Annotated in this window: 13 protein-coding genes and 1 tRNA gene; 11 read left to right on the top strand and 3 right to left on the bottom strand. The window is 60.6% G+C overall.

Features of this window, described 5'->3' with window-relative positions:
• From Q0176_RS00525 to Q0176_RS00515, 3 genes are all read left to right on the top strand, one after another.
• Positions 1–599 (top strand): LuxR C-terminal-related transcriptional regulator (locus Q0176_RS00525; RefSeq protein ID WP_299297964.1); only part of this gene is annotated, 599 nt, incomplete at its 5' end.
• A 287-nt stretch (positions 600–886) separates the two neighbouring features.
• Positions 887–1,435: a LemA family protein gene (locus tag Q0176_RS00520; RefSeq protein ID WP_299297962.1), complete on the top strand. Its 549-nt coding sequence runs from the start codon at positions 887–889 to the stop codon at positions 1,433–1,435.
• 118 nt (positions 1,436–1,553) lie between these two features.
• Entirely contained in the window at positions 1,554–1,949 is a 396-nt protein-coding gene (locus tag Q0176_RS00515) for a helix-turn-helix transcriptional regulator (RefSeq protein WP_299297960.1), read from the top strand.
• A 29-nt stretch (positions 1,950–1,978) separates the two neighbouring features.
• Here the strand turns inward: Q0176_RS00515 and Q0176_RS00510 are convergent, their stop codons facing one another.
• Complete coding sequence (locus Q0176_RS00510; protein WP_299297958.1) at positions 1,979–3,205, bottom strand: nucleotidyltransferase family protein; 1,227 nt, start codon at positions 3,203–3,205, stop codon at positions 1,979–1,981.
• A 119-nt stretch (positions 3,206–3,324) separates the two neighbouring features.
• On the opposite strand from Q0176_RS00510, the gene Q0176_RS00505 reads away from it, so the two are divergent.
• The 5 genes from Q0176_RS00505 (at position 3,325) to Q0176_RS00485 (ending at position 8,213) form a co-directional block, all read left to right on the top strand.
• Positions 3,325–4,524: an acetate kinase gene (locus Q0176_RS00505; protein ID WP_299297956.1), complete on the top strand. Its 1,200-nt coding sequence runs from the start codon at positions 3,325–3,327 to the stop codon at positions 4,522–4,524.
• A gap of 8 nt (positions 4,525–4,532) precedes the next feature.
• Positions 4,533–5,192: a DUF177 domain-containing protein gene (locus tag Q0176_RS00500; RefSeq protein ID WP_299297954.1), complete on the top strand. Its 660-nt coding sequence runs from the start codon at positions 4,533–4,535 to the stop codon at positions 5,190–5,192.
• 95 nt (positions 5,193–5,287) lie between these two features.
• Positions 5,288–5,485: a 50S ribosomal protein L32 gene (gene rpmF, locus Q0176_RS00495; RefSeq protein WP_314718038.1), complete on the top strand. Its 198-nt coding sequence runs from the start codon at positions 5,288–5,290 to the stop codon at positions 5,483–5,485.
• Between the two features lie 233 nt (positions 5,486–5,718).
• Positions 5,719–7,596 carry a molecular chaperone HtpG gene (gene htpG / locus Q0176_RS00490; protein WP_299297950.1) on the top strand — a complete coding sequence of 626 codons (1,878 nt, stop codon included), beginning with the start codon at positions 5,719–5,721 and terminating at the stop codon, positions 7,594–7,596.
• A gap of 77 nt (positions 7,597–7,673) precedes the next feature.
• Complete coding sequence (locus Q0176_RS00485; protein WP_299297948.1) at positions 7,674–8,213, top strand: hypothetical protein; 540 nt, start codon at positions 7,674–7,676, stop codon at positions 8,211–8,213.
• A gap of 161 nt (positions 8,214–8,374) precedes the next feature.
• Here the strand turns inward: Q0176_RS00485 and Q0176_RS00480 are convergent, their stop codons facing one another.
• Both Q0176_RS00480 and Q0176_RS00475 read right to left on the bottom strand, forming a co-directional pair.
• Positions 8,375–9,070, bottom strand: coding sequence for a S24 family peptidase (locus tag Q0176_RS00480; protein ID WP_299297946.1), 696 nt, complete (start codon positions 9,068–9,070; stop codon positions 8,375–8,377).
• A gap of 624 nt (positions 9,071–9,694) precedes the next feature.
• The gene (locus Q0176_RS00475) at positions 9,695–10,807 is read right to left on the bottom strand and encodes an AI-2E family transporter (RefSeq protein ID WP_299297945.1); all 1,113 of its coding nucleotides are present in this window, start codon (positions 10,805–10,807) and stop codon (positions 9,695–9,697) included.
• Between the two features lie 224 nt (positions 10,808–11,031).
• Here Q0176_RS00475 and Q0176_RS00470 point away from each other — a divergent pair.
• The 3 genes from Q0176_RS00470 to Q0176_RS00460 all read left to right on the top strand — a co-directional run.
• Positions 11,032–11,118, top strand: a tRNA-Leu gene (locus tag Q0176_RS00470).
• 111 nt (positions 11,119–11,229) lie between these two features.
• Complete coding sequence (locus Q0176_RS00465; protein WP_299297943.1) at positions 11,230–14,859, top strand: DNA-directed RNA polymerase subunit beta; 3,630 nt, start codon at positions 11,230–11,232, stop codon at positions 14,857–14,859.
• A 6-nt stretch (positions 14,860–14,865) separates the two neighbouring features.
• A partial coding sequence (locus Q0176_RS00460) for a hypothetical protein (RefSeq protein WP_299297941.1) occupies positions 14,866–15,147 on the top strand: 282 nt, incomplete at its 3' end.

The raw sequence follows: 15,147 nt of genomic DNA, 5'->3' as shown, positions 1-15,147 counted from the left end.
TCGGCGGAGCGCGCCCCATGAGAATACAGCCGTCGGGGCTGTCCTGCTCCGCCCCGGAGTTCCTGTTCGCGCTGCTCGCCCCCGTGAGGGAGTACGACGCGGTCCGGTCCGCCCGAAACGGAAGGTTCGTCCTCATTCTCGCCGTGATGTCCCTGGCCGGCATCCTGGTCTCGCTTTTCTTCAGCAGGTGGTATGTCCGCCCCATCCTGAGGGCGATTGCCGCAGTGAAGGAGGGCGTCAACGAGCCGCTCGTGACGCGGATCACGGAGATCGACGATCTGATCGAGTTCCTGACGGCGCGCGCGTCCGCCGGGCGATCGGAGCCGTCCGAGGGGATGGCCCCCGACACCGACCTCACGGACGACGAAGTCGAGCGCGAATTCAACGAGCGGGTGAGAACCCTGTCGCGCGCCGAGCACAACGTGTTCGACCTCTACGTTCGGGGCTGCTCCGCCGCGGAGATCGCCGCGGCCCTGGGTATCAGCCCCAATACGGTCAAGACCCACAACCGAAACATCTTCGCCAAGATGCAGGTCTCCTCGCAGCGCGAGCTGCTGATGACCTACATCGACATTCTGAAAAAACGCCGGGACCGGTAAGGTCCCCCGCACTCCCTACCTTCCTTCCGACTCGGAAAACTCCTGTCCGAAAAGGGGCGCGAATCATCCTTTTCGGCCTCATCCTTTGGGGTGATTTTAGCCCGTGAATCGTTTGGGCATCAGCCTTGAGCACCGATATTCCACCAACCCTCCCGAAATGTGAAAATCCCCCCTGGGGGGGAGGTTTTTCATCGGTCCACAAGGATAATGGTGGATGTGTCAACTGAGGGGCGGCAGGCCGAGAGGGCTGGCGGAACGGATAGAGGGGGCCGAATGGAGGGGACCGAATGGAAAGAATCATTGGCGCGCTTTTTCTTACGGCGGGACTGCTGACGGCCCTTGTCCTTTTGGTCAGAACCTATAACGGCCTCGTCGTGCTGAGGAGCTTTTGCGCGGAGGGATGGAGCGGGGTCCTGGCTGCGGTGCGGCGGAGACGGGCGGCCATCGTCCAGGCATTGAGGGCGATGGCGCCGGGCAGTCCCGAGGAGGTTACGCTCCTGGAAAGGGTGAAGTCGGCCTGTGCGGGAGATGCCTCCGAATGGGACGTCGGCGAGCTGCTGCGCACGGAAGCGGAGCTGGCGGAAAATCTGCCGTCCTTTCTGGCCCTCTGCGAACGAAGCCCGGAGACATCGGAGAGAATGGAGAAGGACGAGGGGCGGACGAGTATTCGAGTTCCCCTTCGGGAGCTGAGTGCGGATGTGAAGATGGCGAGGAACTATTACAACGCGACCGCCCGCGACTACAACACGCGTCTTGGACAGTTTCCGTCAAACCTGGTTGGCCGGGTGTTTCGTTTCAGAGAGGCGGAATATCTCGAATCGGATCCGTTGAGCTAAAGTTGAGCTAAAGTGGTGGAACGGGGCCGCCCCCGCAGTCGCCGGACGATTGAGAAGGGGAGAGCCCGAGGTGGGGACGGCGCAGGTTTTTCCGTTCGGATGTGAAAGGAGCCATTTCATGACGGAGCAGCGAAAGGGCAGTTCTTGCATTTTGTCGTTTCCCGTCGCCCGCTTCCGGGGCTGCGGGGACGAGAGGGAACGTCTGCTGAAGTGCGGGTTCGAGGAAATGGGCCTGACCCGCCAGGAGTGCCGCATTGCGCTCCTGATTCTGGACGGCGGCGGAAACGGGGACATCTGCAGCGAGCTCTATATCACCCGAAATACCCTGAAGTTCCACATCCGCAACATCAACCGCAAGCTGGGCATCCACGGCCGGCGCGAGCTGGTCGGCATCGCAATGCGCATGCTGCCGCGGCCGGGAGGAACGCCTGGCGGCTCGGGCGTGCGGGGACGGATCATCAACCTCATGGAGGCAGCGGCTTTTTACAGGCAACAGTGCCGGGAGAAACTTTAGGGAAGGTCAACGGGCCACGGGGGGCGCGGTCAGCGCTCGAAGCGGGGTCTCTGCCGTTCCTCGTGATCCAATTCGGGCTTGGGGAGGAGCAGCTCATAGAGCTTCGACGCGCGGAACTCCGCTGCGGCGGTCAGCTTTCCGACAGGGTCCTTGACCGCGGTGAGGCGCGTCACGATAGGGATGTCGGAGTATCGCGCCCTGTCGCGCAGCAGTTTTTTTCCGCGCTCGCTGCTGCCCAGCAGGCGGGCATAGGGCACCCCGATCCTGGACGCGGCCGCCGCGGACCAGCGGTCCACCCCCGCCAGGAGCCGGACGATCTGGCGCTGAATCCGGGAACGCGTATAGCGCGCGCAGACGCAGCTTTCTACGAAATCGTCGTAGGAAGCTGCGTCTTTATAGCGTTTGAAGAAGAGATTTTCCATCCCTTCATCCATTCCCGCGCATTTTCGCAGATCCTCGGGAGAGCTGCGGAGCAGGAGAGCCTGGAGCAGGGGCCAGAGGGGCTGTGGACCGGGGCAAAAGCGTCCCTTCATTCGAGTTTCTTCCAGGAGACGAAGCGTCGAGGAAGGCATGACGACCTGGGCCCATCGAGGCCACCGAGAATCCTGCGCGCCCTGCAGCGCGGAACGGATGGCTGCGGCGCTCGGCAGGGGGCCGGGCTCGAGGTCGTGATATCCCGACCCCGCCCGTTGTACGGGAAGCGGAATCAAGGGGTAGCCCTGCCGCCCGATCCTCAGCAGGTAGGACAGGGCCAAAGAGTTGTTGGGTTTTGAAAGGAAAACCTCGGAGCCGGGGAGCTCCTCCTCCAGCGCTCCGCCGACGGCCCTGGGGTAGGAGAGTCCCTTGTCGAGTTTTCCCCTCAGGCTTCGCTTGAAAGAGGCCGGCTCCTGAATTAAAATATCGAGGATTGAACGTGTGTCGTAGCTGGCGTCCTCCATGCCGAAGGAGATGTGAGTCGCGATTTTTGTGCGCGCAAGCAGGTCCGCCGCCCCAGCGCCGAATTCCGGCGCTGCGTTGCAGGCGAAGAGAAAGGGCAGTTCCAGAACCAGGTCCGCTCCGCAGCACAGAGCCATTTCTGTGCGCGACCATTTGTCGGCGAGCCCGGGGATGCCCCTCTGCGTGAAGTTCGACGACAGCACGACGACGAACGAAGCGTCGGGCAGGCGCTCCCGTACCGACGCCATTTGCAGGAGATGTCCGTTGTGAAAGGGGTTGTACTCGGCCGCGATGCCGACAACGGGTGTCCGATTGTCCATATCGGTAAGTATAACGCCGTTCGTGGTCCTTGGCGACCTCCTTCCACGAACGGCGTGACAAAAATCGAGAGGCGGCGGTCCCAGGAGCCCGCCGTCCGCGAAGGGCAGGTATGTGAACAATGAAGGTCTTAGTCATCAACTGCGGCAGCTCGTCCCTGAAGTATCAGCTTTTCGACATGAATGCGGAGAGCGTCCTCGCGAAGGGGCTGGTGGAGCGTATCGGTATCGACGGATCGCAGATCAAGCACACCAAGACGGGCATGGAAGCGGTGGTCAAGGCGACCCCCATCCCGGATCACAAGGTGGGCATTCAGCTTGTCCTCGACGCCCTTATGGACAAGGGGCACGGGGTGCTGTCCTCGCTGGACGAATTGAGCGCCGTCGGACACCGGGTCGTCCACGCGGGCGAAAAGTTCTCGACCTCCGTAAAGCTGGATCCTCAGGTCATGGCGGCCCTCAGGGAGTGCATTCCCCTCGCGCCGCTTCACAATCCCGCCAATATCATGGGAATCGAGGCCGTCACAGAGGTCCTTCCCTCCGTGCCGCAGGTTGCGGTATTCGATACGGCCTTCCATCAGACCATGCCGGAGCATGCCTACATCTACGGTCTTCCCTACGGATATTACGAGAAGTACAAGGTCCGGCGCTACGGGTTCCACGGAACGAGCCATTACTACGTCTCGCGCCGGGCGGCCGAGATCTTGGACAAGCCCGTCGAGAGGCTGAAGATCGTGACCTGCCATCTGGGCAACGGCAGTTCCATAACCGCGGTTCAGGGCGGGCGGTCCATCGACACCTCGATGGGGTTCACGCCGCTGGCAGGGGTCTTGATGGGAACGCGCTGCGGCGATATCGACCCCGCCCTGGTCGCCTTCATCGCCCAGACGGAGAAGCTGGACATCAAGGACCTGGATGCGCTCTTGAACAAGAAGAGCGGTCTCCTTGGGGTCTCCGGGCTCAGCAGCGACCTTCGGGACATCGAGGAGGCCGCCGCCAAGGGGGAACCCCGTTCCAAGCTGGCCCTCGCGGTTCTGACCTATGGAATCCGGAAGTATATCGGCGCCTACGCGGCCGCCATGGGTGGAATCGACGCGCTGGTCTTCACTGCGGGGGTGGGGGAGAACAGCATCCTCGTTCGATCCATGGTATGCGAGGGGCTGGAATTCCTGGGGGTCTCCATCGATCAGGAGAAGAACAAGGTGCGGGGCAAAGAGGCGGATATCGGTACTTCCGGCTCCCGAGTCCGGGTATTGGTCGTTCCCACGAACGAGGAGCTCGTCATCGCCCGCGACACGAAGCGTCTGGTCGCCGCGGATTAGCCGCCGCAATGGTGGGTTCCTTGGCCGGCCGATGCGGTTCGGGGGATGGAGGGCGAAAGGGGCCTTGCTCCCGACCTCTCCCCGGGGGGAAATGGGGTAAGGAGGACGAGGCCGAAGCGGGACTTGGGGACTGGAACTGCATCATCGCCCTGCCTCAGCGCAGCGATACGGAAACCCACGTTGAAGGGGCCTGGGACATTGCGGTCCCCGACGGCGTGGATTTTGAGGGACAGCATTTCGAGATCCCCGACGGGTGCCGTGTCCTGGCCGAGGCCTATTGGATGGAGCCCTCGCTTCTCTCCGTAAGGCTCTCCCTGACCCTCCGGGCCGAGGGTGCCTGTGCGCGCTGTTTGAGGGAGGCATCCCTTGCAATATCGGATGATTTGTTGTATCTTTATTTTTCGTCCGGGCTGGATTTGGGCAAGGACACCCGTCTGGGGTCTGACGAGGGCTTCATGCCGGTCGAGGTGGACTTCTTCGGGCGGACGCTGGATATTGCCGACCAGGTGAGGGAGAGTATTCTGCTTCTCCTGCCGCGAAAGCTCCTGTGCAGGGAGGACTGTCTTGGCCTCTGCCCTGTCTGCGGAGCCGACCTCAACGAGGGGAAGTGCGGATGTTCCCGCTCGGAGGGCGACCCCCGGCTGGAGGTTCTCCGCAATTTTCATTGAGTTCCATAGGATTTGAACTCCGGGCAGCCGGAGCCGGAATTACCGGGCTCGCTCCAGGAGATAAAGTTTTTATGTAGTTTATTCAGAAGGAGGAAATGGAAATGGCCACACCCAAGAGAAAGACCTCCCACGCCCGTACGGCGCAGCGAAAGGCGCAGTGGCTGGGATCGCTTGCCGCGCCCGCCACTCTGGCCTGCCCGCACTGCGGAGAGATTGCCATGGCTTATCGCGCTTGTCCTTCCTGCGGTCATTACAAGGGGCGTAAGGTCGTGGACGCTGAAGCCGAAGAGTAGCGTTCGGTACACCTGAGGCAACTCCGAGGGCCGAGGACGGCTGCCGTCCTCGGCCCTTTGGGCTTTTTGCGTCCCTCGCTTCCCCTGCGGCGGGCGGGATTTGTCTTGGACGTCTTCCTTGCGTTCGGGCCAGGCAAAACGCTATAATCGAAAAGATTCGGCCCTCGCAGTTCAGTGTGGTTTTGCCGCGCTCCGTGAGTCTCGGAGAGCGGCGGGAAAGGGGACTTTGCCTGATGGCTGAGGAAAAATTTCATTTCCAGTCGGAGGCCTCCGAGCTTCTGAGGATGATGATACACTCGGTGTACTCGAACCGGGACATTTTTCTGCGCGAGCTGATCTCGAACGCGTCGGATGCCTTGGACAAGCGGCGTATCGAGTCCCTCTTCAACTCGGACGATGCGGATTTCACCCCCGAAATCCGCATCGTCCGCGACAGGGAAGCCCATACCCTGACCGTCTCCGACAACGGTATAGGCATGACGCGCGAGGAGATCGTGCAGTACCTCGGGACCATCGCCAGGTCCGGCACCCGGGAGTTTCTGGAGGCCGGGAGGTCCGACGATGCCGGCGAGAGGCTGATCGGCCAGTTCGGCGTGGGCTTTTACTCGGTGTTCATGGTCTCGGAACGGGTTTCCCTCGTCTCGCGCAAGCTGGGGACCAACGATGCCTTCCGCTTCGATTCGGACGGGGAGGGGACCTATACCCTGGCCGATGCCGAGAGAGAGGAATGCGGGACGACGGTCACCCTTTACCTTCGCCCTGCCGGCGAGGACGGGAAGGACTACACCGACGAATGGACGATCCGCGACATCGTAAAGAAATACTCGGACTTCATCGCCTGGCCCATCATCCTGAACGTCTCGAAACGGCAGGACGGCAAGGAGACCTTCGAGGACCGGCCCATCAATTCCCAAAAGGCCATCTGGTGCCGTCCGGAAGCCGAGGTCACGGAGGAGGAATATCGCGAGTTCTACCGCCACCTGACCCATGACTGGAAGGAGCCTCTGAGCCGCGTCGCCCTGAACGCCGAGGGGTCCGTCAGCTTCAAGGGGCTGCTGTTCATCCCCTCCGAAGCGCCCTTCGACCTCTTCATGAACCCCAAGGCCGGCGGCATCGAGCTCTACGTCAAGCGGGTCTTCATCATGAACGACTGCCACGACCTCATCCCGGAATACATGCGTTTCATGAGAGGGGTCGTGGATTCCGAGGACCTCTCTTTGAACATCTCCCGCGAGATTCTTCAGGACAACCCCATCATCCGGGTCATTCGCCGGAGCACGCAGCGTAAGGTGTTCGCCCACCTCCGCAAATTGCTGGAGACGGACAGGACGGCCTACGAAAAATTCTGGACCGCCTTCGGCAGGGTCCTGAAGGAGGGGGTTGTCCAGGATCGGGAGCATGCGCCCACAATCCTCGAACTGTCCCTTTTCCGTTCGACGGCTCAGGAGGGATGGACGACCCTATCCGCCTGCAGGGAGCGCATGAAACCGGATCAGGAGGGGATCCTTTGCCTTGCCGGAAGGGACATCGACGCGCTCAGGGCCTCCCCGAAGCTGGAGCGTCTCATCGAGAAGGGGTTTGAGGTCCTTTTGATGACGGACCCGGTGGACGAGGTGATCCTTGCGGAGGGTCTGGAGTTCGAGTCCGTCAAGCTCGTCAATGCGGCGGGGGATTCCGCCCCTGCGGAGACGGAGGCGGAACACAAGTTGGAGGAGGAGAAGCTCAGGGAGCTGGAGCCTGCGTTCGCGCCGCTGAAAAAAAGGACCCTGGAGCTTTTGGGAAACGTCCTGGAGGATGTCCGGCCCTCGCTGCGAATGGTCTCCTCTCCTGCGTGTCTGGTGGACGCCGCGAACGGGATGTCCCTTCAGATGGAGCAGCTGATGCGCGCCATGGGGCAGGAGGTACGGCAGCAGAAGCGCATCCTGGAGTTGAATGCGGAGCATCCGCTTGTCCTTCGCCTCATGAAGATGGCCGAGGACGGAGACGCCCGGGTCGAGGACTTCCTTGCGGTCCTCTACGACCAGGCCCTGATCCTCGAGGGAGGGTCCATCTCCGATCCCGCATCCTTTGTCCGAAGATTGAGCACCGTCATGGCCCTGGCCCTGCAGTAGGGCAGGGGCGGCATGGAAGGTCCATCGGACCCGCTTCATAAAGGCGGGCTGCGTGTTCTTAATAGGAGGTCATCACGATGGCGGTCAGAAAAAAGACAAAAAAATCGGCCCCGGATCCCGTCGATGAGGTGAAGACCGATGAGGTGAAGACCGAAATCCGGGAAGCGGCCCTGCCTTCCGGGCCGGATTCGCCTGCGGAGGGGGAGACGCACGGGAAATCGGATTTTACCTTGAAGTACGATATGAACTCGAATCAGCGCTATGTGGACTCCACGTCGCAGAAGAGCGAGTTCGACAGGGTATTGGACGAGCTCGCCTCCATAAGCAGGGACATGCTCGACTGGAATGTGGAGAAATTCACGAAAAAGTACGGGGGGGATACGGAGGACACCTTACCCCTGAAACTGGAGGCCTTCCTGGGAGGCTTCATCACCAACGCCGCGATGGAGCTCTATAACCGCGGATATCCTGAAGCCGCATTCAGACGGCTGGAGCAGGCTCGAACCGTTTTGGAGGCCAAGAGAAAGCTTGAGGTGGAGGTGGAGTCCATCAAGGCTAAACAGGACGAATCCTTCGATTTGTCGGATATGCTGGGACTCTTCGAGGAGGGGGAATAAGAACTCTCAAGGCCCCATCACGACGACAAAGGGCATCGTCATTTCCGCCGGACCGCTTCCTCCCGGCTGGCAACACGGCCAAAAATACCAACAGACCTGTCCCCGACAAGAGATACTTGTACCGGGGACGGGTCCTGTTCGTTCTTCCAAGCTGCCGCAGCCTAGAAGATACTTTTGGGAACGCCCATGTTGAGCCAGCGGACGACCTTGCCCAGGACCTCCAGATTTTCGATATCCTCCTTCTCCACCCAAATGGACCGGAAGTCCTTGTTGGCGGGGCGCAACTCCACTCGTCCGTCCCTGTAGAAGATGATGCCCTTGACGGAACAGCGTTCCTGCCAGCGGATGTAGGCGATGTCCCCGCTCCTGACCTCGATGTTGGGATTGATCAGGATCAGGCAGCCGTCGTCTATATTGGCTCCGATCATGCTCTCGCCCTCCACGCGAACGAAATAGGGCTTGTCCGGACCTGTGGGGCCCCCCGTCTCGAGCGTCGGCCACGGCATCCACTCCTTCACCTCCGATTCGACGTCCGACCAGTTGAAGCCGCCGCCCGCACATGCCTCCTGATTCAAAACAGGAAGATAAATCTGCGGAGGCACGATCGGCTCGGGCTCGAGCCTCTGAGGAACGGACTGCAGCCCTTTGCCCTCCATGAGGTATCCAAGGCTGACGCCTAGGGCCTGGGCGATTTTTTCCTTGATGGAGTCCTTGATGCCGATGCTTCCAATCTCGTAGCGATAAAGGGTGTTGGGCTCGACCCCCAAACGTCGGGCGAGTTCCGGGCGCTTCATACCGAGCGCCTCCCGCCGCGCCTTGATACGCTCGCCTATGTTTTTTGCCGCGTCGTTCTCCATAGAGCCTCCTCCTGTCCTGCTGGGGTATTCCCGCCAAGTCGTCCTCACCGAGGACAATCCTACTCCATCGAGGCCGTTCTGTTAAGTCCCGGGGACTTGACAGATGGTCGTTTGCTCCCTCTTCTGGGCGAAAAAACAAGGAAACGAAATCCTCGCCCAAAGCGACGTAATAGGCCTCCTCTCGTTCGGCATTCTACCTCTTTGGTATTGACTATACTACGTATTTCGTAGTATAGTCAATACCAAAGAGGTAACGAGATAAAATTTCGCATGTCGGCGGCGAAAAGGAGGAAAGCCGTATGTTGCAAACCCCGGTGATGCACTTCGACAACGCGTACCTTTTTCAGCAGGTCGTCGTTTTTTTGATGTGGATGGGACTTATGAAAATAGCGGTTGGAGAGCTTAAGGCAATTCTGAAGGAGGAAAGGGAACCCCACACCTTTCCGCTTCACCTCCCGGCAGACGAGCCCGGTCGAGGGCTCAGGAAAGCTCCGGCTCCCGGCAGGCGGGGAACGGTGCAGAGCGTATGGACGCCGGAGGCCAAAGCGGCAGCGCGAGCGCGGATACAGGTCGGAGGGCGCTGGAGAAGGGTTGGGGTCCCCTGAGGAAACTCCCGAATCGGGATCACTCCTCCTTTTCGCTTGATCTCGTGTCGTCAGCGGAGACCTCCGGGCCGGCTGCGTGCTTTTTCTTTTCCCTGGAGGCCGGCGGAGCCGCCAGCAGTGCGGCCTCGCCGCTGCCCATGAGCACGGCAATGGGCCTCAAAGGCTGTATGTTCTCACAGACGATCTTGATGATGGAGGCGATGGGGACGGACAACAGGGCTCCCGGTATTCCCCAGATGGTTCCCCAGAGCAGGAGGGACAGGAGGATAACGACGGGACTGAGCCCCAGGCGGTCTCCCACGACCTTGGGCGTGATGACGTTGCCGATGGTGATCTGGATGGCCGTCAGGGAGATCAGTACGACCAGGGGCTTGAACAGGCCGGGGGAAAATTGCAGGATGGCCATGAGGACGGGGGGGATCGTGGCGATGATGGAACCCACGGTCGGGATGAAGTTCAGGAGAAAGGTCAGAACGCCCCACCCGGACGCCAGTTCCACGCCAAGGGCGACGAGAACCAGCCAGGCACAGAAGGCCGTGGCCAGACTGATGAGGCTCAATGTCCCCAGATAACGGCTGATCTGACGGGAGATCGTGTCGAGGATGTTCTTGATCTTGAAGGCGCTTGTGCCCGAGAAGGATTTGTCGATCTTCTCGTTGACGTAGGGGGCCTCCAGAAGCATGAACATCAAAAACACCAGGGTCAGGACGAACTTGCTCGAAAATGCCAGGACCAGCTCCGAGATGTTGCGCACATAGCGTCCAAGAAGGTCGAGCCAGTTGAAGTTGGATATGGTCGACGGGGGGATGTTCAGGGCGTTCAGGATGTTGTTGAACATCATGTTGAGCTTGGAATAGTACAGATTGTATGCTCGATTGAACTCCACGGCCTGCAGGGTGCAGAAGTAGATCCCGAGGACGCAGACGCTGAAAAATATGGCGAAGACCAGGGTGATGTTCAGGATAGGGGGCAGGTGGATCCTCCAGCCCAGCCTGATGACGGGGCGAAAGACCTGGAGGATGAACCATGCGACCACCAGGGGAATGAACACTCCGCTGGCCAGATTCAGAATCGTGCAAAGAGCGATGGCGGACAGCAAGGCCACGAGCCCCACCAAAACCTTCATGTTCATTCGGTATCCCCCTCGTCCTCGGTTTTTCGCGGTTGCCGCTTTCCGTTACGAATTTCCATCTTGGGATATCGTGTCTCCCGTTTGGTGGTTACTTTAGCATAGATACCGCCTCCTGACGATACTGCCGGAGGGTTTTCAAAAAACATGTCGCAAATTTTACAAAGAATCTGCTTTTGCCTCTTGCAAAACCCTGAGAGGCTTGCTAGAATACCTCTTGTTTTCAAGCCCGGGTGGCGGAATTGGTAGACGCGCTAGATTCAGGTTCTAGTAGTCGCAAGGCTGTGGAGGTTCGAGTCCTCTCTCGGGCACCATCGTTGAATTAAAAAGGATATAGTCGTGTCGGTTGACAGGGCTATATCCTTTTGTTATTATTGGAGTTCGGCATAAAATTCCCCCATTTGGCAAGGGAGGTCCTTCAGTCCATGCCCGAATTTGTTTCGGTAAGCAAAAAACGGCAGCGTTATACCTTCGGACGCGCGCGCGATCTTGTCGAAATGCCCGATATGATCGAGGTGCAGCGGGATTCCTATCGATGGTTCTATCAGGACGACGTGGCTCCGGAAGCCCGTTCGATGCAAGGTTTGCAGGAACTGCTTCATGAGGTCTTCCCTATCGAGAGTTATGATGGCCAATTTGCCCTGGAATTTGTCCGTTATTATATCGACAGCCCCAATCTTCTCGAGGAAGAGGCGCGACAGAGGGATATGACTTGGGCGCGTCCCATCCGGGCCACGATCCGCCTTGCCAACACCAAAACCCAGGAGATCAAGGAGGAGGAGATTTTTCTCGGCGATTTCCCCGTGATGACGGAGAGAGGAACCTTCATCATCAACGGAACCGAGCGCGTCGTCATCAATCAGCTGGCGCGCTCCGCGGGTATTTACTTCAACAGGGGAGAGGGGGCCGGCCACGATGCCTGCTCGGCGAAATTGATCCCGGATCGCGGGGCCTGGCTGGACTTTTCGTTGGCCTCGGGCGAGATCGTGTCGGTCAACATCGACAACCGCAAGAAGCTCCCCGTCACGCTCCTGTTCAAGGCCTTTGGGGCCGAGAACAACGATTCCATCATCTCCCTTTTCGGAGCGGAGCCGACCTTCATGGAGTTTGGGGATGAGATGCGGGGGAGGCTCTCCGCCGCGGACATCCTGGACCCGGAGGGCAACGTCATCGTGGCCCGCGGGCGTCCCGTTACGCGCGAGGCCCTGGAGACCCTCGCGCGGTTCAATCCTGGAGACCGGGGCGGTATCGACGTGCTGGGGATCGATCCCTCCCTGGCTTTGACGTTGGAAAAGGACGTCACCCAGAGCTCGGATGAGGCGACGCTGGAGATATTTCGCCGACTGCGGCCCAATGAGCCGGCCCGTATCGAAAACGCACGGGAGTATTTGAAGTCCCTTTTCTTCGACCCCCGGCGCTACACTCTGGGACGGGTCGGGCGTTATAAGCTGAACCGCCGTCTGGGGCTCGATATCGATGCGGATATGCGCCTTCTCACCTTAAAGGATCTCGCCGCGATCGTTCGGGAGCTGTTCGCGATGAAGGCCCTGGATAAGAAGAGCGACGATATCGACCACCTGGGCAACCGGCGGGTGCGCTCCATTGGAGAGCTGCTGCAGAACCAGATCCGCATCGGGCTTCTGCGCATGGAACGCATCGCCCGCGAGCGCATGACCACGATGCCGAACCTCAGCACGGCGATGGGCCGCGAGCTGATCAACGTCCGGCCGATCGCCGCCGCACTTCGGGAGTTCTACGGCTCCGGACAGCTGTCCCAGTTCATGGACCAGACCAACCCGCTTGCCGAGGTGACGCACCGACGCCGCCTCTCCGCCCTCGGGCCCGGCGGCCTCAGCAGGGAGCGGGCCGGTTTCGAGGCGCGCGACGTGCACTACACGCACTACGGCCGCGTCTGCCCCATCGAGACCCCCGAAGGACCGAACATCGGGCTGGTGTCGTCCCTGACCACCTATGCCCGTCTAAACGAGCACGGCTTCCTCATCACCCCGCGCCGCAAGGTGAAGAACGGCAGACTGACGAAGGACATCGAGTTTTTGTCCGCGGACGACGAGGACAATTATCATATCGCCATGGCCAATACTCCTCTGGAGGAGGATGGGGTGACGATCGCGGGCACGGATTGTCCGACCCGTCACCAGGACGACATCGACACGATCCCCGTCGACCAGGTGGACTACATGGACGTCTCTCCCAAGCAGATCGTCTCCTCCTCGACGGCGCTGATCCCGTTCCTGGAGCATGACGACGCCAACCGGGCCCTCATGGGGTCCAACATGCAGCGTCAGGCCGTTCCCCTGCTTTTGCCCGAGGCCCCCGTCGTGGGGACCGGGATCGAGCACCGCATCGCCAAGGACTCGGGATCCTGCGTCGTGGCTGTGGAGGCGGGGGAGGTGCGCTGGGTGGACTCCGAGCGCATCGAGATTCGCTCCAAGAAGGGCAACGTGCGCGTCTACAACCTCATCAAGTTCCGCCGCTCCAACCAGTGTACGGTGATTCATCAGCGTCCTCTGGTCTCCAAGGGCGACACCGTGGAGAAGGGGGAGATCATCGCCGACGGCCAGGCCGTGGACAACGGCGAGCTGGCGTTGGGGCAAAACGTCCTCGTCGCCTTCGTCCCCTGGGAGGGCTACAACTTCGAGGACGCGATCCTGCTGAGCGAGAACCTGGTCAAGGAGGACAAGTTCTCGTCGATGCACATCGAGGAATACGAGATCGATGCCCGGGAGACGAAATTGGGGCCGGAGGAGATCACCCGCGACATTCCAAACGTCGGCGAGGACATGCTGCGCAACCTCGACGACACGGGAATCATCCGAATCGGGGCCGAGGTTAACTCGGGCGACATCCTGGTGGGGAAGGTGACGCCCAAGGGCGAGTCGGACCAGACCCCCGAGGAGAAGCTGCTGCGCGCCATCTTCGGGGAGAAGGCACGGGAGGTCCGGGACAACTCCCTGAAGCTGCCCCACGGTTCCAGGGGCAAGGTCGTCGCCGTCAAACAGATGGAGCGCAAGGACAACCCCGAGGCGCTCGGCCCCGGAGTCATCCGCACGGTCAAGGTCTATGTGGCGCAGTGGCGTAAGATAACAGTGGGGGACAAGATGGCGGGACGGCACGGCAACAAGGGCGTGGTGAGCCGCATCCTGCCCGTCGAGGATATGCCCTATCTTCCCGATGGGACGCCCGTCGACGTGGTTCTGAACCCCCTGGGCGTTCCCAGCCGCATGAACCTGGGGCAGGTGCTCGAGACCATCATGGGCTTCGTCGCCGTGCACAACGGATGGCACGTCGCCACACCGGTCTTCGAGGGGGCTCAGGAGCAGGAGATCTTCGAGAACATGAAGGAGCTGGCGACGCGGAAATATCCCGACCTCACCGAGGACGGCATGATCGCGCTCCGGGATGGGCGCACGGGTGAGCTCATGGAGAAGAAGGTCACGATCGGCTGCATGTACATGCTGAAGCTGATTCACCTCGTGGACGACAAGATCCACGCCCGATCCACGGGACCCTACAGCCTGATCACCCAGCAGCCCCTGGGCGGCAAGGCTCAGTTCGGCGGCCAGCGATTTGGGGAGATGGAGGTCTGGGCGCTCGAGGGATACGGCGCGGCCAACGTGCTGCAGGAGATGCTGACCGTGAAGTCGGACGATATCCGAGGGCGGGACAAGACCTATGAACGCATCGTCAAGGGACAGAGCCTCGTGAAGCCCGGAGTTCCCGAGAGCTTCCGGGTCCTGGTCAAGGAACTGCAGGGTTTGGGGTTGGATGTCGAGGTTCAGTACGACGACGGATCGGTCGGCGGAATGACGCTGGACGACGACGATGAGGAGCGGGGCGCCTACGCGGCCGTCCGGTCCGCATCTCCGTCGATCTTCGATGAGGATTCCCCGGCGCCGGGCGACGTGCGCGTGGATGACTCCGAGGATCAGGGCGATATCTTCGATGTACTGGATCCCTTCACGGAGGAAAAGGAAGCCCTCTCGGAGGGACTGTCGTTGGTTGAGGATGTGGCTGGGGATGAAGAAGGAGACTGACGGGATATGGCGCGAAAAGAGATAGTCGGCGTCAGGATCAAGCTGGCGACGCCGGAGCGTATCCGCGAGATATCGAGCGGCGAGGTCAAGAAGCCCGAGACCATCAACTACCGCACGCTGCGCCCGGAAAAGGACGGGCTTTTCTGCGAACGCATCTTCGGGCCGACGCGCAGCTACGAGTGCGCCTGCGGCAAATACAAGCGCAGCGGCCCCAAATTCCGGGGCATCATCTGCGACCGCTGCGGGATGGCCGCCGCCGATGACGCGCAGGCCGCGGTTGCGCTGCCA

The sequence above is a fragment of the uncultured Fretibacterium sp. genome (genome assembly GCF_938040765.1).
GTDB lineage: Bacteria > Synergistota > Synergistia > Synergistales > Aminobacteriaceae > CAJPSE01.
The sequence above is the reverse complement of the archived record's forward strand: the minus strand, read 5'-3'. Positions and strand labels throughout refer to the sequence as shown.